Annotated in this window: 11 protein-coding genes; 9 read left to right on the top strand and 2 right to left on the bottom strand. The window is 71.9% G+C overall.

What is annotated here, in order from left to right:
• The first annotated feature begins 86 nt into the window (after positions 1-86).
• The 5 genes from IF04_RS0118270 to IF04_RS0118290 all read left to right on the top strand — a co-directional run bounded on the left by IF04_RS0118270 (position 87) and on the right by IF04_RS0118290 (position 8,867).
• Positions 87-1,949: an ABC transporter ATP-binding protein gene (locus IF04_RS0118270; protein ID WP_051831349.1), complete on the top strand. Its 1,863-nt coding sequence runs from the start codon at positions 87-89 to the stop codon at positions 1,947-1,949.
• A complete protein-coding gene (locus IF04_RS0118275) occupies positions 1,946-3,823 on the top strand; it encodes an ABC transporter ATP-binding protein (protein WP_030258299.1) in 1,878 nt (625 codons plus the stop codon). The genes IF04_RS0118270 and IF04_RS0118275 overlap by 4 nt, the downstream gene beginning before the upstream one ends.
• Positions 3,824-3,856: 33 nt before the next feature.
• A complete protein-coding gene (locus IF04_RS0118280; RefSeq protein WP_030258302.1) occupies positions 3,857-4,699 on the top strand; it encodes a hypothetical protein in 843 nt (280 codons plus the stop codon).
• A 329-nt stretch (positions 4,700-5,028) separates the two neighbouring features.
• Positions 5,029-7,017 carry a M4 family metallopeptidase gene (locus IF04_RS0118285; RefSeq protein ID WP_030258305.1) on the top strand — a complete coding sequence of 663 codons (1,989 nt, stop codon included), beginning with the start codon at positions 5,029-5,031 and terminating at the stop codon, positions 7,015-7,017.
• A gap of 221 nt (positions 7,018-7,238) precedes the next feature.
• Positions 7,239-8,867, top strand: a complete 1,629-nt coding sequence (locus IF04_RS0118290; protein ID WP_030258309.1) for a M4 family metallopeptidase — start codon at positions 7,239-7,241, stop codon at positions 8,865-8,867.
• A gap of 158 nt (positions 8,868-9,025) precedes the next feature.
• On the opposite strand, the gene IF04_RS0118295 is transcribed toward IF04_RS0118290, so the two are convergent.
• Together IF04_RS0118295 and glgP are read right to left on the bottom strand one after the other, a co-directional pair.
• Positions 9,026-9,811, bottom strand: coding sequence for an alpha/beta fold hydrolase (locus tag IF04_RS0118295; RefSeq protein ID WP_030258313.1), 786 nt, complete (start codon positions 9,809-9,811; stop codon positions 9,026-9,028).
• A gap of 14 nt (positions 9,812-9,825) precedes the next feature.
• Entirely contained in the window at positions 9,826-12,465 is a 2,640-nt protein-coding gene (gene glgP, locus IF04_RS0118300) for an alpha-glucan family phosphorylase (protein ID WP_030258316.1), read from the bottom strand.
• A 417-nt stretch (positions 12,466-12,882) separates the two neighbouring features.
• Between glgP and IF04_RS0118305 the strand changes: the two genes are divergently transcribed.
• The 4 genes from IF04_RS0118305 to IF04_RS0118320 all read left to right on the top strand — a co-directional run bounded on the left by IF04_RS0118305 (position 12,883) and on the right by IF04_RS0118320 (position 20,142).
• Positions 12,883-14,112, top strand: coding sequence for a S8 family peptidase (locus IF04_RS0118305; protein WP_030258320.1), 1,230 nt, complete (start codon positions 12,883-12,885; stop codon positions 14,110-14,112).
• Between the two features lie 330 nt (positions 14,113-14,442).
• Positions 14,443-16,434, top strand: coding sequence for an alpha-1,4-glucan--maltose-1-phosphate maltosyltransferase (locus IF04_RS0118310; RefSeq protein ID WP_030258322.1), 1,992 nt, complete (start codon positions 14,443-14,445; stop codon positions 16,432-16,434).
• Positions 16,431-18,134 carry a maltose alpha-D-glucosyltransferase gene (gene treS / locus IF04_RS0118315; protein ID WP_030258325.1) on the top strand — a complete coding sequence of 568 codons (1,704 nt, stop codon included), beginning with the start codon at positions 16,431-16,433 and terminating at the stop codon, positions 18,132-18,134. Before IF04_RS0118310 ends, treS begins: the two co-directional genes overlap by 4 nt.
• A 382-nt stretch (positions 18,135-18,516) precedes the next feature.
• On the top strand, positions 18,517-20,142 hold the full coding sequence (locus IF04_RS0118320) for a maltokinase N-terminal cap-like domain-containing protein (protein ID WP_157847673.1): 1,626 nt from the start codon (positions 18,517-18,519) through the stop codon (positions 20,140-20,142).
• The last annotated feature ends 36 nt before the right edge of the window (positions 20,143-20,178 follow it).

The following is a 20,178-nucleotide window of genomic DNA, read 5'->3' on the forward strand; positions in this document are numbered from 1 at the left end:
CGCCTGTCCTGGGTCGGCCCGTTCCGGGTCGCGGCGGGAAAAAACCGCGTGAGGATTGTCAGTGGTGACTTCTACGCTCACTGCTGATGAGCGATGACGCGCACCGCCCCGAGTCCGCCGTCCCCACTCCCCGCTCCCCCGTGCGCTCGCTGCTGCGCCTGTGGCCGTACGTCCGCCCCGTGCGGGCCCGGCTGGCCGGTGCGGCGGGCGTCGCCGTCCTGGCGTCCGGCACGGGCCTGCTCATTCCGCTCGTACTGAAGTGGCTGGTGGACGGGCCGGTCGCGGAGCGGGACGCGGCGGGCATCTGGCTGGGCGGCGGCATCCTGCTGCTCCTGGGGCTGGCCGAGGCGGGGCTCTTCGGGCTGCGCCGGTGGCTGGTCGCGCGCCCGCTGGCGAGCGTCGAGGCGGCGATGCGCGCCGCGCTGTACCGCCACCTCCAGCGGCTGCCGGTGGCCTTCCACGACCGCTGGCCCACCGGGCAGTTGCTCTCGCGCGGCACCACCGACCTGCAGCTGCTGCGGATGTTCCTGGCGTTCCCGCTGACGTTCCTGTTCGTCAACGGCGTCACGATCCTCGCGGGCTGCGCCATCCTGCTGGCCCAGCGCTGGTCGCTGGGGCTGGTCCTGCTCGCGCCGATCGTGCCGCTGGTGGTGCTGTGCTCGGTTTTCGAGGCGAAGTACTCCGTCGCGGCGCGCCGTTCGCAGGACCAGGTCGGCGATCTGACCACGCTGGTCGAGGAGGCGGTACTGGGCATCCGCATCATCAAGGGGTTCGGCCGGCACCGCGCCCAGGCCCGTGCCTACACCGCCCTCACCCACGAGCTGCGCGCCACCGAGCTGCACAAGGCCCGGCTGCTCGCCGCGATCTGGGGCGTCATCACGGTCCTGCCGGAGACCGCGATCGGGGCCGCGCTGATCCTCGGTACGGTCCAGGTCGCCGACGGTGACCTGTCGGCGGGCACGCTCGTGGCGTTCCTGTCCACCGCGCTGGCGCTGCGCTGGCCGGTGGAGTCCATCGGCTTCCTGCTGGCGATCAGCAATGAATCGGCGACCGCGGCGGACCGGTACTTCGAGGTGATGGACGTGCCGGAGGCGGATGCGGCCGACGCGTCCGTACTCCCGGCCGCCCCCGGCGCCCCGGCCCCCGACGGCCTCGCTTTCACCGGCGTGGAGTTCCGCTACCCCGACGCGCCCGCCGGCGCGCCGCCCACGCTGCGCGGCGTCGACCTGCACGTCCGGCCCGGCGAGACGATGGCCCTGGTGGGCGCCACGGGCAGCGGCAAGACCACGCTCACCGCGCTGGTACCGCGGCTGTACGACGCGACCGGCGGGCGGATCACCCTGGACGGGCGCGACATCATGACGCTGCCGCGGGACGAGCTGCGGTCGCTGGTCGCGGTGGCCTTCGAGGAGCCCACGCTCTTCTCGGCGACCGCGGCGGAGAACGTCCTGATGGGCGGCGAGGAGGCGGACGGGGACGGCGTGCGGCGGGCGCTGCGGGTCGCCCAGGCGCACGAGTTCGTCGCCGCGCTGCCGCAGGCCGAGCACACCCAGGTCGGCGAGCAGGGGCTGAGCCTGTCCGGCGGGCAGCGGCAGCGGCTCGCGCTGGCCCGCGCGGTGGTCGGGTCCCCGCGCTTCCTCGTCCTGGACGACCCGCTCTCCGCGCTGGACGTGCACACCGAGGCGCGGGTGGAGGCCGCGCTGCGCGAGGTGCTGGCGACCACGACCGCGCTGATCGTCGCGCACCGCCCCTCCACGGTCCTGCTCGCCGACCGGGTCGCGCTGCTCTCCGGCGGCCGCATCACCGCGGTCGGCACGCATCAGCAGCTGCTGCGCGAGAGCGCGGAGTACGCCCATCTGATGTCCGGCGCCGATCCGGCCGGTGCGGGCCCGTCCAGCGCCCCGAGCCCCGCCGACCCGGCCCGCACCGCAGAGGAGACGGAGCGATGACCACGACCACGACCGCCGCCGGCCGGCCACCCGAGGACAGCGACGCCGACGCGGCCGCACCGCCCGGCCCGCCCACCGCCGGCGACCCCTTCGACCGGGACGTCCTGCCCACCCCCAAGGGCGCCTCGCTCGCCCTGCTGCGCTCGCTGCTGCGCCCGTACGCGGCCCGCGGCCGGCTCACCGTCGTGCTGCTCCTCCTCCAGCAGGCCGCCGTGCAGGCCGGGCCGCTGCTGGTCGCGTACGCCATCGACCACGCCGTGCCCGCGCTGCGGGCGCACGACCACGGCCCGCTGCTCGCCGTCGGCGCCGGATACCTGGCGTGCGCGCTGGCCGCGGGCGCCCTCCAGTACGGCTTCACGCGGTCCTGCGCGCGGGTCAGCCAGGACGTACTGCGCGACCTGCGCGGCCGGATCTTCCGGCACGCCCAGGCGCTCAGCCTGGACTTCCACGAGCGCTACACCTCGGGACGGCTGATCTCCCGCTCGACGACCGACGTGGAATCGCTGCGCGAGCTGCTCAACGACGGCCTGCAGGAGCTGGTCGGGGTCGTGCTGTCCATCGTCTACGTCACGGCGATGCTGCTGTACCTGGACTGGGGCCTGGGCGCGGCGGCCGTGCTCTCCGCGGGGCCGCTGCTGCTCTTCATCCGCTCCTACCGGCGCCGCTCCAAGAGGGTCTACGCGCGCCGCTCGACGGCGATCGCCGCGGTCATCGTGAAGTTCGCCGAGACGCTCAACGGCATCCGCCCCGTGCAGGCGTTCCGCCGCGAGCGGCCCAACGACGCGGCGTTCGGCCGTCTCAACCGCGTCCACGAGCGGGTCAACGGCAGCGCCACCCTGGAGATGGCCCGGTACGTCCTCCTCTCCCGTACGGCCGCCAATATCGCCGTCGCCGCCATCGTCCTGTGGGGCGCCTCCCGCGTCGCCACCGGCTCGCTGGCCCTCGGCGTACTGGCCGCCGCCGTCCTGTACCTGCGGCGCCTCTACGACCCGATCGACCGCCTCGGGATGTTCCTGAACGCCTACCAGTCGGCGGCCGCGTCCCTGGAGAAGGTCGCGGGCCTGCTCGCCCAGCGTCCCGCCGTACCGGAACCGGCCACGCCCGTGCCGCTGCCCGAGCGCGCCGACGGCCGCCCCGGCCGCGAAGTGACCTTCTCGGGCGTGCACTTCGCGTACCGCACCGGCGGCGAGGTGCTGCCCCGCTTCGACCTCACGCTCGCCGCGGGGAAGACCGTCGCGGTGGTCGGCAGCACGGGCGCGGGCAAGTCCACCCTCGCCAAGCTGCTCGCCCGCTTCTACGACCCCACGGGCGGCCGGGTGCTGCTGGACGGTGTCGACCTGCGCGACCTGTCCACGACCGAGCTGCGGCGCGGGGTCGTCATGGTCACCCAGGAGGCGTTCCTCTTCTCCGGCACGGTCGCGGAGAACATCGCCATCGGCCGCCCCGAGGCCCCCCGCGCCGAGATCGAGCGGGCCGCGCGGGCGATCGGCGCCCATGACTTCATCGCCGCGCTCCCCGAGGGCTACGACACCGACGTCCGCAAGCGCGGCGGCCGTATCTCCGCAGGCCAGCGCCAGCTCGTCGGCTTCGCCCGCGCGCTCCTCGCCGACCCGGCGGTACTGATCCTCGACGAGGCGACGTCCTCCCTCGACATCCCCGGCGAACGCGCGGTCCAGCGCGCCATGCACACCGTCCTGCGCGACCGCACGGCCGTCGTCATCGCCCACCGCCTCTCCACGGTCGAGATCGCCGACCGCGTCCTGGTGATGTCCCACGGCCGCCTCGTCGAGGACGGCACACCTGCCGAACTCATCGGCAACAAGGGCGAGTTCGCCTCCCTCCACGAGGCGTGGCGGGACAGCCTGGTGCAGTGAGGACCGCCCCGGGCGCGTGAAATGATGTTGGTCATGAGCACGCCGCCGCCTCCCGGGCCCTCCTATCCGCCGTATCCGCAGCAGCCGCAGCCGGGCTACGGCGCACCGCAGTACGGCCCGCCACAGGCGCCGTACCCGGGCCAGGCGCCGTACCCGGGGCAAGCTCCGTATCCAGGACAGCCGCCGTACGGCCAGCAGCCCGGCGCCCCCTGGGGAATGCCGCCCATGGGGCCGCCGCCGAAGAAGAGCAACGCGGGAAAGATCACCGGCATCGTGATCGGTGTGGTGGTCGGCTGCTTCGTCGTGGGAGGCATCGTGCGCGAGTTCCTGCCGGGGGCGGGGGCTTCGCACTCCAGTACCGCCCCTTCCGGGCCCCGGTACACGCTCATCGTCCCGAAGACGCTCGACAACGGGACCTACCGGATCGCCCAGGACATCAGCGACACGATCGACCGCCAGATCCCGCACGACGGCAACGGCATGCACGGCATGAAGGCGGTGGGCGGCCAGTACACCCACGGCACCAAGTCCCTGACGTACACCGGGTTGTACGGGACCATCGACGATCCGGACCGGGCGCTCGACAGCAACATCGACGGCATGAACGAGGGCGAGGGCGCCGCCCAGCCCGTGCCGGAGCGGGAGTTCACCCCCAAGGGCGATGACACTCCGGTGACCTGCGGCGTCATGACCAAGGACCAGGCCGGCACGGAGATCACCGTGCCCTTCTGCAGCTGGGCCGACGGGAGCCATGAGGTGAGCGTGATGGAGGTGGACGGCGCCGACCCCGAGGCCGATCCGGCCTCCGTCGACCTCCAGGCATTCGCCGACAAGGCGGGCCGCATCCGGGACGAGGTCCGCGTCAAGGCCGACTGACCCGACTCCGACCGGCCTCTGCCTTGGTTGACCGCTATACGAACGCCAACCGCCGCTCTACGGACGGTTTCCGGCCATGTTCTTGAACGGATCCTGACAAACGGGCGCGGCGGGTGGGAAGCTGCGCGGCAGTCGGGGCGGGTCCCCACAGCACCACTGCCCGCGCCGGTCACGTACGTACCGCTCCCCCCACACGCACTTGTTCTGCCCGGACGGCCACCCCGCCGCCCGGTCCCCCCGGCCGTGGCCCACACCGCCGCGGCCCCGCAGAAGGAGCCAGCGTGAGACGCACCCCCCATGGACGTGCCGCGACGGGCCGCAGACGTGTGATGGCCACCGGCACCCTCGTCGCCGTGACGGCCCTCCTCGCCGTCGGCGTGCAGACCGGCGCGGGCAACGCCGCGCCCAACCCCGGCAGCACACACGCACAGCCCCGGGCGGGCGCCCTGCCCGCCAAGCTCTCCCCCTCGCAGCGTGCGGAGCTGCTGAAGGACGCCGCCGCCACCACCGCGCAGACGGCGAAGAAGCTGCAGCTCGGCGCCAAGGAGAAGCTCGTCGTCCGGGACGTCCAGCAGGACCGGGACGGCACGACGCACACCCGGTACGAGCGCACCTACGAGGGGCTGCCCGTCCTCGGCGGCGACCTCGTCGTGCACGAGACCAGGACCGGCAAGGTCGAGCGGGTCACCAAGGGCGTCCGGGCCCGGATAGCCGTGGCCGGCACGAAGGCGGCCGTGACGCCCGCGGCCGCCGAGGCCAAGGCCCTGAAGGCGTCGAAGGCGGAGGGCGCGGAGAAGTCCGACGCCAAGGAGCCCCGCAAGGTGATCTGGGCGGCGGACGGCAAGCCGGTCCTCGCGTACGAGACCGTGGTCGGCGGGCTGCAGGACGACGGCCAGACGCCGAACCGGCTGCACGTCATCACCGACGCCACCACCGGCGAGAAGCTGTTCCAGTACCAGGAGATCGACCAGGGCACCGGCAACAGCCAGTACAGCGGCCAGGTGACGATCGGCACGGCGCCCTCGTACACCATGACCGACACCACGCGCGGCAACCACAAGACCTACAACCTCAACCACGGCTCGTCCGGCACCGGCACGCTCTTCTCCGACCCGGACGACGTCTGGGGCGACGGCACCCCGCAGAACGTGCAGACCGCGGGCGTGGACGCCGCGTACGGCGCCCAGCTCACCTGGGACTACTACAAGAGCGTGCACGGCCGCAGCGGCATCAAGGGCGACGGCGTCGGCGCGTACAGCCGGGTCCACTACGGCAACAACTACGTCAACGCCTTCTGGGACGACAGCTGCTTCTGCATGACCTACGGCGACGGGTCGGGCAACGCCGCGCCGCTCACCTCGATCGACGTGGCCGCGCACGAGATGACCCACGGCGTCACCTCCAACACCGCCGACCTGGTCTACAGCGGTGAGTCCGGCGGCCTGAACGAGGCGACCTCCGACATCTTCGCGGCGGCCGTCGAGTTCAACGCCAACAACCCCAAGGACCCGGGCGACTACCTCATCGGCGAGAAGATCGACATCAACGGTGACGGCACCCCGCTGCGCTACATGGACAAGCCCAGCAAGGACGGCGCGTCCAAGGACTCCTGGTACTCCGGTGTCGGCAACGTCGACGTGCACTACTCCTCCGGCATCGCCAACCACTTCTTCTACCTGCTGTCCGAGGGCAGCGGCGCGAAGGACATCAACGGCGTGCACTACGACAGCCCGACCTCCGACGGTCTGCCCGTGCCGGGCATCGGCCGGGCCAACGCCGAGAAGGTCTGGTACAAGGCGCTCACCCAGTACATGAGCTCCAACACCAACTTCGCGGGCGCCCGCACCGCCACCCTGCAGGCCGCCGCCGACCTCTTCGGCAAGGACACCCCGACCTACAACACGGTCGCCAACACCTGGGCCGCGGTGAACGTCGGCAGCCGCGTCGGGGACGGCGGCGACCCCGACCCGGGCGGCAACGTCTTCGAGAACACCAACGACGTGGCGATCCCGGACGCGGGCTCCGCGGTGACCTCGTCGATCAGCGTCAACCGGACCGGCAAGGCGCCCAGCACGCTCAAGGTCGGCGTGGACATCGTGCACAGCTACCGCGGTGACCTGGTCATCGACCTGGTCGCGCCGGACGGCACCGCGTACCGCCTGAAGAACTCCAGCTCCTGGGACTCGGCGGCGGACGTGAAGACCACGTACACCGTCAACGCCTCGGCGGAGAACGCGGCCGGCACCTGGAAGCTGCGGGTGCGGGACGTGTACTCCGGCGACACGGGCCACATCAACAGCTGGAAGCTGACCTTCTGACCCGGTCTTCCGGCAGACGGACAACAGGGAGTGCCACCCCCGCCGCTCGGCGGGGGTGGCACTCCTCCGTTATGCGGACGCGGGCGCGCTCTTTGCGAACAAATTGCGAAGCGGCGCCAATTAGCCGGTGACAGCCGCCCGTTCGGGTGGCACGCTAACCCCGCACGTACCACCCGCATCGCTTTGCACCCCCCACCACAGGCAAAGTTGAAGGAGCACGCGTGACCCCCCACATATCGCGTACCACCCGTATCGCCGGTGCCTCCGTGGCCGCCGCCGCGCTGCTCGCGGCCGGCATCGCCACCGGCACGGCGGGCGCGGCCCCCGCCTCCCCGGAGGCCGCCGGCGCCCCGGTGAAGATGACCGCCTCGCACCGCGCCGAACTGCTGCGCGACGCGCAGGCCACGAAGGCGAAGACCGCCGAGGAGCTGGGCCTCGGGGCCAAGGAGAAGCTGGTCGTCAAGGACGTCATCAAGGACGCGGACGGCACCACGCACACCCGCTACGAGCGCACCTACGACGGCCTGCCCGTACTCGGCGGCGACCTCGTCGTCCACCAGGCCAAGGGCGGCGCCATCAAGTCGACCACCAAGGCCACGAAGGCCACCATCAAGGTCGCCTCCACCACCCCGAAGATCGCCCCGAAGTCGGCCGCGACGTCCGCCGAGTCGGTGTCCGGTAAGACCGAGGGCATCAAGAAGTCCGACGCGGCGACGCCCAACAAGGTGATCTGGGCCGCCTCCGGCAAGCCCGTTCTCGCGTACGAGACGGTCGTCAAGGGCGTCCAGAAGGACGGCACCCCCAGCGAGCTGCACGTCGTCACCGACGCCAGCACCGGCAAGAAGCTGTTCCAGCACCAGGTCATCGAGACCGGCGCCGGCACCAGCATGTACAGCGGCAAGGTCGAGCTGGCCACCAAGAAGGGCGGCAGCGGCTACGAGCTGACCGACGACAGCCGCGGCGGCCACGGCACGTACGACCTGGGCGGCTCGGAGAGCGGCGAGGGCAAGCTGCTCACGGACGACGACGACACCTGGGGCACCGGCAAGGGCGACGACCCGCAGACCGCGGCCGTCGACGCGGCGTACGGCGCGCAGGTCACCTGGGACTACTACAAGAACGTGCACGGCCGCAGCGGCATCAACGGCGACGGCAAGGGCGCGTCCTCCCGCGTGCACTACGGCCAGAACTACGTCAACGCGTTCTGGGACGACAGCTGCTTCTGCATGACGTACGGCGACGGCGAGGGCAACACCCACCCGCTGACCGCGCTGGACGTCGCGGCGCACGAGATGTCGCACGGCGTCACCTCGGCCACCGCGAACCTGGAGTACAGCGGCGAGTCCGGCGGCCTGAACGAGGCGACCTCCGACATCTTCGGCACCGCGACGGAGTTCAGCGCCAAGAACACCGAGGACGTCGGCGACTACCTCATCGGCGAGAAGATCGACATCAACGGTGACGGCTCGCCGCTGCGCTACATGGACAAGCCCAGCAAGGACGGCAACTCGCTGGACTTCTGGAAGGAGGGTGCCGGGGACGTCGACGTGCACTACTCCTCGGGCATCGCCAACCACTTCTTCTACCTGCTGTCCGAGGGCAGCGGCGCGAAGGAGATCGACGGCGTGAAGTACGACAGCCCGACCGCCGACGGCTCCAAGGTCGAGGGCATCGGCCGGGACAAGGCCGAGAAGATCTGGTACAAGGCCCTGACCGCGTACATGACCTCCACGACCGACTACAAGGGCGCCCGCGAGGCGACCGTGAAGGCCGCCACGGACCTGTTCGGCGCCGACAGCGCCGAGGTCAAGGGCGTCGAGGCGGCTTGGACGGGCGTGGCGGTGAAGTAACGCGGCCGAAGTAACGCTTCGCCACTGGGCCCCCCTTACAGTCCGGGGAGCTTAGGGGGGCGGGGAGCCGCGTGGACGTTGTCCACAGGGTGATCCGCCCCTTCCGCACGAGCCGGGCGGTGTCCGGAGGCTCCCGATATCCCTCCGGACACCGCCCTTCATGCTGTGCGGGCGGCCTGCCACAGGTCAGCCAGTGCCGCGTTGACCCGTGCGGGCTGCTGGGTGTGCGGGTAGTAGCCCGGGACGGTCAGGTGGTCGGCGTCGAGGGCGGTGGCGAGGAAGCGGGCGCACGCGATCAGCGGCTCGCCCGCGTAGGTGCGGTACGCCTCGGGGGCGCCCGCCCAGTCGCCGGAGATCAGCAGCTTGGGGAAGGGCGCGTCGGCCAGCGGGCCGAGCGGGATGTCCGCGTCCCAGCACGGGCGTTCGGCCATCGTCGTGGCCGCCGCGCGCAGCCGTGCCGGTGTCGGCTCCGGCGTCTCCATGCCGACGGACTCGGTCGCGGCGCGCAGGTACTCCGCCGGCGTGAGGCCGGCGGGGAGGGCGGCGGTGGCGGCCCGGGCCCGCGCCAGGGCCGCGGCCACCACCGGATCCGCCTCGGCCGGCCGCAGCGCGCCCGGCTGGATCAGGGTGAGGGAGCGGACCAGGTCCGGGCGGTGTACGGCGGCGGCCATGGCGCTGACGCCGCCGTACGCGTGTCCGACCAGGTGGGCGCCGGTGCCGAGGAGAGCGATGATGTCCTCGGCGTCGACCGCCCAGTCGCTGTGCTCGATGTCGGGGCTCCGCCCGTAGCCCCTGCGGTCCATCAGGAGCAGCCGGTGCCGTGCCGCCAGCGGGCGCTGTGCCGCGAAGCCGTACCGCTCGTCGTCGCCCCAGGTGAGGATCCCGTGGACGAGGACGGCGGGCGGCCCGCCGGCGCCCGCGTCGTCCCATACGGTCGTGTGCACAGCGCCCCCCGGTATCACCGCAGCAGCACCCCGGCCGCCTCGCCCGTGGCCTCCGACGGGACGGCGATCAGGCCCATCTCGGCGTGCGTGGAGAGCAAGGGGTGGGCGGGGAGGATGCGGACCGTGTAGCCGAAGGGGCCGGTGCGGTCCAGGACGAGCGGGCCCTCGTACAGCCAGCGGCCTTCCAGGTCGGGGCCGCCCGCCGGTTTGAGCGGGACCGTGAGCGGGTCGGCGATCCGGTCGGACTCGTCGACCCGGCCGGAGACCAGCTGTACCTCGACGTCCTCGGGGGCCAGCTGATCCAGCGTGACCCGGACGCGCAGGGCGAGGGTGCCGCCCAGTTCGGCCTGGCCGTTGGCGGGCGTGGTGGGGCTGCCGGTCTCGACGTGGTCCACCGCGACCCGTGGCCACGCCTCCCGCACCCTGACCTTCCACTCCGCGAGGCCGCGCGCGGCCTCCGGGGTGAGGGCGCGGTGCGCGTGCGCCGCGGGGGCGTAGAGCCGCTCGACGTACTCGCGGACCATCCGGCCGGCGAGGACCTTGGGGCCGAGGGTGACGAGCGTACGGCGGACCATCTCGACCCAGCGGTGCGGTACGCCCGCCTCGTCGCGCTCGTAGAAGCGCGGCGCGACGCGCTGCTCCAGGAGTTCGTAGAGGGCCGCGGCTTCGAGGTCGTCGCGGCGCTCGTCGTCGGTGGCGGTGCCGTCGGCGGTGGGGATGGACCAGCCGAAGTCCGGCTCGTACCACTCGTCCCACCAGCCGTCGAGGACGGAGAGGTTCAGGGCGCCGTTCAGGGCGGCCTTCATGCCGGAGGTGCCGCATGCTTCCAGGGGCCGCAGCGGGTTGTTCAGCCAGATGTCGCAGCCCGGATAGAGCTTCTGCGCCATGGCCATGCCGTAGTCGGGCAGGAAGACGATGCGGTGCCGGACGCGCGGGTCGTCGGCGAAGCGGACCAGCTCCTGGACGAGGCGCTTGCCGCTGTCGTCGGCGGGGTGCGCCTTGCCGGCCACCACGATCTGGATCGGCCGCTCGGGGTGGAGCAGCAGCTCCATGAGGCGGTCGCGGTCGCGGAGCATGAGGGTGAGGCGCTTGTAGGACGGCACCCGGCGGGCGAAACCGATGGTGAGGACGTCGGGGTCGAGGACGCCGTCGATCCAGGCCAGTTCGGCGGTGGCGGCGCCGCGCTGCCGCCAGGAGGCGCGCAGCCGCATCCGTACTTCGGTGACGAGCTGTTCGCGCAGGGTGCGGCGGAGGTCCCAGATGGCGGGGTCGGCGATGTCGGCGACCCCGTCCCAGCGTTCGGAGCCGCCCACGGTGAGGGCGTCCTCGGTGCGCTGGGCGCCGATCTGGCGGGCGCCGAGGCGGAAGACCTCGGGGGCGACCCAGGTGGGTGCGTGCACGCCGTTGGTGACGGAGGTGATCGGCACCTCGTCGGGGTCGAAGCCGGGCCAGAGTCCGGCGAACATTCCGCGGCTGACGCCGCCGTGCAGCGTGGAGACGCCGTTGGCGCGCTGGGCCAGCCGCAGGCCCATCACGGCCATGTTGAACACGTTGGGCTCGCCGCCGGGGTAGCTCTCCATGCCCAGGCCGAGGACGCGGGCCGCGTCGATGCCGGGGAGTTCGCCGTCGGGGCCGAAGTGCCGGGCGACCAGTTCGCGGTCGAAGCGGTCGATGCCGGCGGGCACGGGGGTGTGGGTGGTGAAGACGGTACCGGCCCGTACGGCTTCCAGGGCGCTGTCGAAATCCAGCCCGCCGGCGTCCTCTTCGGACAGTTCGCGGATGCGTTCCAGGCCGAGGAAGCCGGCGTGGCCCTCGTTGGTGTGGAAGACCTCGGGCGCTGGATGACCGGTGAGCCGGCAGTACGTACGGACGGCCCGTACGCCGCCGATGCCCAGCAGCATTTCCTGGAGGAGGCGGTGTTCGCTGCCGCCGCCGTAGAGGCGGTCGGTGACCTGGCGTTCGCCGGGGCCGTTCTCCTCGACGTCGGAGTCGAGGAGGAGGAGCGGCACGCGGCCGACGCGGGCCTGCCAGATGTACGAGCGCAGCCGGCGGCCGCCGGGGAGCGCGAGGGAGACCTGGGCGGGGCTGCCGTCGTCCTCGCGGAGGAGTTCCAGCGGCAGCTCGTTGGGGTCGAGGACCGGGTAGTGCTCCTGCTGCCAGCCCTCGCGGGAGAGGGTCTGGCGGAAGTAGCCGTGGCGGTAGAGCAGGCCGACGCCGATCAGCGGGACGCCGAGGTCGGACGCGGCCTTGAGGTGGTCGCCGGCGAGGATGCCGAGGCCGCCGGAGTACTGCGGGAGGGCGGCGGTGATGCCGAATTCCGGTGAGAAGTAGGCGACGGCCTCGGGCAGGGCACCGTCGACGGACTGGTACCAGCGGCGGCCTGAGAGGTAGTCCTGCAGGTCATCCGCGCAGGCGGTGAGCCGGCGCAGGAAGCGGCGGTCGGCGGCCAGCTCGGCCAGGCGTTCGGCGGTGACTGTGCCGAGGAGCTGGACCGGGTCGGTGCCGGGCCGCTGCCGGCCGTCGGGGTCCAGGGCGTGGAAGAGCTCGCGGGTTTCGGTGTGCCAGGACCAGCGCAGGTTCCGCGCCAGTTCGCTGAGCGGTCGTAGGGACGGGGGAAGGACAGGGCGCACGGTGAATCGACGAATGGCCTTCACGCTCCGACCGTAGCGGCGGGCGGGCCGCAGCAACCACAGCGCGCGCCCGGCACTGCACACAACCGCTCGAAAGGCCCGCCCCACGCGCCGACCGCACTCTCATACGCCCCTTGCAGAGCGTCCCGTACGTCTCTTGGCGGAGGTGCCAGCGCCGGAGCGGGCCCGCGGGCCCGGCCATGTGTGCCCGCCGGGCGGCCGTGGCCGGGCCGGGTGCGGGATCCGGCCAGAAATCGCCGCAACCTTCGCCATGCATCATCGACCCGATATGGCCGATTCCGCCCCGTCGTCCTCTCTTGTACGGACTGCGGGCCCACGGAAGGCTGCAGGATGGCGTCGGTGGAGCGCGGCGCGGCTGCCGGCGCCACGGAATCGCAACACCCTTGCCTGCCTGTCGAGTTGAAGAGGGGAACTCCGTACATGGCCTGGACACGAACAGCCCGGCGACGGCTGGCCGCGGGGAGTACGGCCGCCGCGTCGGCGGCCCTGCTCTGCGCCGCCACGCTGCCGGCCCACGCCGCGCCGCCCGAAGGCCGGGTACTGGGGGCGGGGGCGTCCGGCGCGGTCAACAGCAGCTACATCGTCACCTTCAAGCAGGGCGCGCGGGGGGTCGACGCGCGGTCCGCGGCGGGGAAGCGGCTGGCGGCGAAGTACGGCGCGACGATACGCCGGACGTACCGCAAGGCCATCAACGGCTACGCGATACGGGCGAACGCGACCCAGGCCCGGCGTCTCGCGGCGCACCCCGCGGTGGCGGCGGTGAGCCAGAACCGCACGGTACGGCTGACGGACACCGCGAAGGCGCCGGGGGCCCTGCAGAAGCACCCGCCGTCCTGGGGCCTGGACCGGATCGACCAGAAGACCCTGCCGCTCAACAAGTCGTACGTCATGCCGCCCGGCGGCGGCGCGGGCGTCAGCGTCTACGTCCTGGACACCGGCGTGCGTACCACCCACGAGGACTTCAAGGGACGGGCCAGAAGCGGGTGGGACTTCGTCGGCAACGACGGCGACGCGCTCGACGCGAACGGCCATGGCACCCATGTGGCCGCCACCATTGCGGGTGAGAAGTACGGCGTCGCCAAGAAGGCCGACATCATCTCGGTGCGGGTGCTGGACGCCGACGGCTCGGGAACCACCGAGAAGGTCATGGCGGGCATCGACTGGGTGGCCCAGCACGCCAAGGGGCCCTCGGTGGCCAATCTGAGCCTGGGCAGCATGTTGTCGCCGCAGCTGGACCAGGCGGTGAAGAACGCGATCGAGGCCGGGGTGACGTTCACCGTCGCGGCCGGGAACAACAACGCGCCGGCCGCCCTCTACTCGCCCGGCCGGGTCGAGGAGGCCATCACGGTCGGCGCCACGGGCAGCGACGACTCCCGCGCCGAGTTCTCCAACTTCGGTCCGCCGGTGGACCTGTTCGCGCCGGGTGTCGGGATCGTCTCGGCCTGGAACTCGGACGACGCGGCCGCCAAGGTGCTCTCCGGCACCTCGATGGCCGCGCCGCACGCCGCGGGCGGCGCGGCGCTGTACCTGTCGCGGCATCCGGGGGCGAAGCCGGCGGAGGTCGGGAAGGCGCTGGTCGACGGCGCTTCGGAGGAGCAGGTCAAGAGCGGGGGGCTGGGCTCGCCGGACCGGCTGCTCCGGGTCAGGTAGTACCGCCCCGGACAGGGCCGTGAGGGCCGGCTCCGCCCGTCGGCGGGGCCGGTCCGCTGCTGTCCGCGTGCCACGCGGCGGCCGGTTCGCCCGGCTCGTTCGCGGTGCGGTGTTACGTACGAGTAGTTCATCCGCGGGCGGATTGCCCGGCCGCGGAGCGTGGGAAGGCTCTGGCGGAACGTTTGTTGCGTGCCTCCCCCGCGTGTCCCGCCCTGCGCACCTCCAACCGAGTGAAAGGCGACAGGACCGTTCATGCCCGCAACCCGTAAGCCCGCCGCGGAGATACAAAGGACAACACCCCGCAAAGTGTCCCAAGTCTCAGGTGATCCCATGATCGGTCGCATTCCCGTCCTGGACGTCCGTCCCCAGATCGACTGCGGGCGCCGCCCGGCCAAGGCGGTGACCGGCGAAACCTTCGAAGTCTCCGCCACGGTCTTCCGGGAAGGCCACGACGCGGTCGCCGCCAATGTCGTGCTGCGCGATCCAAGCGGCCGGAGCGGCCCATGGACGCCGATGCGGGAGCTGGCGCCGGGCACGGACCGCTGGGGCGCGCTGGTCACCCCGGACGCGGAGGGCCGCTGGACGTACACCGTGGAGGCGTGGTCGGACCCGGTGACGACCTGGCGGCGCACGGCGCAGGTCAAGATCCCGGCCGGCCAGGACACCGGTCTGGTGCTCGCCGAGGGTGCGGCGCTGCACGAACGGGCGGCGGCGGGGGTGCCGAAGAACGCGGGGCGCGAATCGATTCTCCGGGTGGCCGACACGCTGCGCGACGAGAGCCTGCCGGCCGCCACCCGGCTGGCCGCGGCGCTCACCCCCGAGGTGATGGACACCCTCGGCCGGCACCCGCTGCGCGAACTGGTCAGCGCCTCCCGGCCGATGCCGCTGCTGGTGGAGCGGCGCCGGGCGCTGTACGGCTCGTGGTACGAGATGTTCCCGCGTTCGGAGGGGGCGTACGAGGCGCCCGACGGGACCCTGGTCAGCGGTAACTTCCGGACCGCCGCCGAGCGGCTGCCGGAGGTCGCCGCGATGGGCTTCGACGTGGTCTACCTGCCGCCCATCCACCCGATCGGCACGACCCACCGCAAGGGCCCGAACAACGCGCTCTCCGCGGGCCCGCACGACGTCGGCTCGCCGTGGGCGATCGGCTCGGCCGAGGGCGGGCACGACGCCATCCACCCGGACCTGGGCACCTTCGAGGACTTCGCGTACTTCGTGCGCACCGCGCGGGACCTGCGCATGGAGGTGGCGCTGGACTTCGCGCTGCAGTGTTCGCCGGACCATCCCTGGCTGGACAAGCATCCCGAGTGGTTCCACCACCGCGCCGACGGCACCATCGCGTACGCCGAGAACCCGCCGAAGAAGTACCAGGACATCCACCCCATCGCCTTCGACGCGGACTTCCGCGGCCTGGTGAAGGAGACGGAGCGGCTGCTGCGCTTCTGGATGGAGAAGGGGGTGCGGATCTTCCGGGTCGATAACCCGCACACCAAGCCCGTGGTGTTCTGGGAGAAGGTGATCGCGGACATCAACCGCACCGATCCGGACGTCATCTTCCTGGCCGAGGCGTTCACCCGCCCCGCCATGATGCGCACCCTCGCGCAGGTCGGCTTCCAGCAGTCCTACACGTACTTCACCTGGCGCAACTCCAAGCAGGAGCTGACCGAGTACCTCACCGAGCTGTCGCGGGAATCGGCCGACTGCATGCGGCCGAACCTGTTCGTGAACACCCCGGACATCCTGCACGCCTACCTCCAGCACGGCGGCCGGGCGGCCTTCGAGGTACGCGCGGTGCTGGCGGCGACCCTGTCCCCGACGTGGGGCGTGTACGCCGGATACGAGCTCTGCGAAGGGACTCCTGTACGAGACGGGAGCGAGGAGTACCTGGATTCGGAGAAGTATCAGCTGCGTCCCCGCGATTGGCAGACAGCGGGTCGCGAGGGCCGTAGCATCGCTCCTCTCATCACGGCACTCAACCGGCTGCGCCGCCGTCATCCGGCACTCCAGCAGTTGCGTGCCCTGCACTTCCATCATGTCGACAACGACGCGGTCCTTGCGTACTCCAAGCGCGAGGGCGCCGACGTGGTCCTCACGGTCGTGAACCTCGACCCGCACCACACCCACGAGGCGACGGTGTCGTTGGACATGCCGGAGCTCGGCCTCGACCGGCACGAGTCCGTACCGGTGCGCGACGAGCTCACCGGCGAGACCTACCACTGGGGCAGGGACAACTATGTGCGCCTGGAGCCGGGCAGTGGCATTGCGCCCGCGCACGTGCTGTCCCTGCGACCGTCCTCACCGATCGGAGGGTCACCCAATTGATCGTCAATGAGCCCGTCCCCGACACGTTCGAGGACACTCCGGCCAAGGACCGCGATCCCGACTGGTTCAAGCGGGCCGTCTTCTATGAAGTCCTGGTGCGGTCGTTCCAGGACAGCAACGGGGACGGCGTCGGCGACCTGAAGGGCCTGACGGCCAAGCTGGATCATCTGCAGTGGCTGGGCGTCGACTGCCTCTGGCTGCCGCCGTTCTTCAAGTCCCCCCTGAGGGACGGCGGTTACGACGTCAGCGACTACACCTCGGTGCTGCCGGAGTTCGGTGACCTCGCCGACTTCGTGGAGTTCGTGGACGCCGCGCACCAGCGCGGCATGCGGGTGATCATCGACATGGTGATGAACCACACCAGCGACCAGCACCCGTGGTTCCAGGAGTCCCGCACCGACCCCCAAGGGCCGTACGGCGACTACTACGTCTGGGCGGACGACGACAAGCAGTACCAGGACGCCCGGATCATCTTCGTCGACACCGAGGCATCCAACTGGACCTTCGACCCGGTGCGCAAGCAGTACTACTGGCACCGCTTCTTCTCCCACCAGCCGGACCTCAACTACGAGAACCCGGCGGTCCAGGAGGAGATGATCTCCGCGCTGCGCTTCTGGCTGGACCTGGGCATCGACGGCTTCCGGCTGGACGCCGTGCCCTATCTCTACGCCGAGGAGGGCACCAACTGCGAGAACCTCCCCGCCTCGCACGCCTTCCTGAAGCGGGTCCGTTCCGTCATCGACGCGAACTACCCGGACACGGTGCTGCTGGCCGAGGCCAACCAGTGGCCGGAGGACGTGGTCGACTACTTCGGCGATCCGGAGACCGGCGGCGACGAGTGCCACATGGCGTTCCACTTCCCGGTGATGCCGCGCATCTTCATGGCGGTACGCCGCGAGTCCCGCTACCCGGTCTCGGAAATCCTCGCCAAGACCCCGGCGATCCCGTCCGGCTGCCAGTGGGGCATCTTCCTGCGCAACCACGACGAGCTCACGCTCGAAATGGTCACGGACGAAGAGCGCGACTACATGTACGCGGAGTACGCCAAGGACCCGCGGATGCGCGCCAACATCGGCATCCGCCGCCGCCTCGCGCCCCTGCTGGACAACGACCGCAACCAGATCGAGCTGTTCACCGCCCTGCTGCTCTCCCTGCCCGGCACGCCGATCCTGTACTACGGCGACGAGATCGGCATGGGCGACAACATCTGGCTGGGCGACCGGGACGCGGTGCGCACGCCCATGCAGTGGACGCCGGACCGCAACGCCGGCTTCTCGTCCTGCGATCCGGGGCGGCTCTTCCTGCCCACGATCATGGACCCGGTCTACGGCTACCAGGTGACCAACGTCGAGGCCGCGATGTCCTCGCCGTCGTCCCTGCTGCACTGGACCCGGCGCATGATCGAGATCCGCAAGCAGAACCCCGCGTTCGGCCTGGGCACATACACCGAACTGCCCTCGTCCAACCCCGCGGTGCTGGCGTTCCTGCGCGAGTACCAGGACGACCTCGTCCTGTGCGTGCACAACTTCTCGCGGTTCGCCCAGCCCACCGAGCTGGACCTGCAGGCGTTCGACGGCCGGCATCCGGTCGAGCTGATCGGCGGCGTGCGGTTCCCGGCCATCGGCCAGCTGCCGTACCTGCTGACGCTGGCGGGGCACGGCTTCTACTGGTTCCGGCTGCGGAAGGACGCGGTGGCTTAGCCGGCACGACGTTCCGGGCACCGGCCGGGCTTTCGGGCCGGTGCCGCGCGGGCGCACCTCACGGCGCGCCCGCGCACCGCCGCGTACGGGCCCGTCGCGCCGGCCGGCAGGCCGTCCGTGCCGGGGGCGCGAAGCTACCCGCCCGTACATGCACGCAAGGCGTGTTCGGGTGTTTTTCGACCTTTCGCCCGGGCAGTCTCCCTACTGCCGCACGGGCCGGACGATCCACGCGCCGCGCCTCCGGGCGTGGGGACACCTGCCGCAGATCCGCTGCCGTACGGACGATCCTCGCCCGACACGTCCCGCACCGCCCCACAGTAAAGGCCGTATTCCGGGACACTTTGCCGTAGCTGTCGTGTGCCCGGGGAAAGGACGCGACGTCATGTCGGAAACCGCCTCGACCCGTGCTCTGCAAGGCCGGCACCACCGGCCGTCCGTCACCACCGCACCCGGACTGCTGCCCTCGCTCGACCCCTTGCTGCGCGAATGGGTGCCACGGCAGCGGTGGTTCGCGGGCAAGGGCCGCCCGGTCACCGGCTTCGACCTGGTCGCGGCCGCCGAGCTGCTGCCCGTCGACGGGACCGCCGGCGGTGCCGCCGCGCCCGGACTGCTGCATCTGCTCGTCCGCGCCCGGCAGCCCGGCATCAAGACCCGGGCGCCCGAGGACGACGACTGCTACCAGCTGCTGCTCGGCGTGCACGGCACGCTGCCGCCGCGGCTCGCCCACGCGCTGATCGGCCGCCCGGACGGCGGACCGCTGGCCGGGCGCACGGTCTACGACGCGCTGCTGGACCCGCGGCTGTGCACGCTGCTGCTGGAACGGCTGCGGGTGCCCGGGCAGCTCGGCGCGCTCCGCTTCACCGTCGAGCCGGAGACGTCCCTCGCCTCCGGCCTCAGCGCCCGGCCGCTGACCACCGAACAGTCCAACACCTCCGTGGTCTTCGGCGACGCCTACATCCTCAAGGTCTTCCGGCGGGCCTCCCCCGGCCTCAACCCGGACCTGGAACTGCCGCTGGCGCTGGCCCGCGCGAAGTGCTCCCGGGTGCCCCCGCCGGTCGCGTGGTTCGAGTCGGACGCGGCGGGGCCGGTGACGGCGGCCGAAGGGCCGCGCCACCACGCCGCAGAACCGATCACTCTCGGCGTGCTCACGCCGTTCCTGGACGGCGCGGCCGACGGCTGGCAGCTCGCGCTCAACGCCCTCTCGGTACGCGCCGACTTCACCGGCTCCGCGCGTGCCCTCGGCCACGCCACCGCCGAGGTGCACACCGCGCTCGCCGAGACGCTGCCCACCACCGAGTTGCGCCGCACCCACCTGGAGCTGATCGCCGCCGGCATGGCCGAGCGGCTGGACGCCGCAGCGCGCGCGGTCCCGGCGCTGCGCCCGTACCGCACCCGGCTGCGCACCGCCTTCCACGCGCTGACCACCCTCGGCCGGGACGGCCGCACCTTCGCCGCGCAGCGCATCCACGGCGACCTGCATCTGGGCCAGACGCTGCGCTCCGCGGGCGAGGGCCGCTGGTCGGTCATCGACTTCGAGGGCGAGCCGGCCCGGCCGTTGGCGGAAAGGCGCGATGTCCAGCCCGCGGTGCGCGATGTGGCCGCTATGCTCCGGTCCTTCGACTACGCGGCGCGCAGCGGCCCCGGCGGCGGCGACGCCTGGTCGCTGGAGTGGGCGCGGCGCGCACGGACCGCGTTCTGCCGCGGCTATGCCGAGGCCGGCGGCCTGGATCCGGACTCCGTTCCGGAGCTGATGCGCGCGTACGAGACCGACAAGGCCGTGTACGAGGTGCTGTACGAGGCACGGCACCGGCCGGACTGGCTGCCCATCCCGATGGCCGCCGTCCGCCGTCTCGCCGGCCCGGACCCGCGCCTGGGCACCGACCCGCAGCTGACGACCGACCCGCACGTGGGCGCGGGGCCCGACCCCTACGCCGAAGCGGACCCCGAGGAGGGCGACCCGTCGTTCCCGACCTACGCGCCGCCCGAGGACCGCACCCGACCAGAGTGATCCGCCCTTCGATCCCCCGAACCCCCGAACGCCCCG

Source organism: Streptomyces violens, assembly GCF_000717745.1.
Taxonomy (GTDB): Bacteria; Actinomycetota; Actinomycetes; order Streptomycetales; family Streptomycetaceae; genus Streptomyces; species Streptomyces violens.

What these genes read in the sequence shown, in the direction of transcription:
- IF04_RS0118320 (WP_157847673.1), top strand. Translation starts at nt 18,517, where the DNA reads ATGTCGGAAACCGCCTCGACCCGTGCTCTGCAAGGCCGGCACCACCGG.
- IF04_RS0118285 (WP_030258305.1), top strand. Translation starts at nt 5,029, where the DNA reads ATGGCCACCGGCACCCTCGTCGCCGTGACGGCCCTCCTCGCCGTCGGC.
- IF04_RS0118270 (WP_051831349.1), top strand. Translation starts at nt 87, where the DNA reads ATGAGCGATGACGCGCACCGCCCCGAGTCCGCCGTCCCCACTCCCCGC.
- IF04_RS0118310 (WP_030258322.1), top strand. Translation starts at nt 14,443, where the DNA reads ATGATCGGTCGCATTCCCGTCCTGGACGTCCGTCCCCAGATCGACTGC.
- IF04_RS0118280 (WP_030258302.1), top strand. Translation starts at nt 3,857, where the DNA reads ATGAGCACGCCGCCGCCTCCCGGGCCCTCCTATCCGCCGTATCCGCAG.
- IF04_RS0118305 (WP_030258320.1), top strand. Translation starts at nt 12,883, where the DNA reads ATGGCCTGGACACGAACAGCCCGGCGACGGCTGGCCGCGGGGAGTACG.
- IF04_RS0118275 (WP_030258299.1), top strand. Translation starts at nt 1,946, where the DNA reads ATGACCACGACCACGACCGCCGCCGGCCGGCCACCCGAGGACAGCGAC.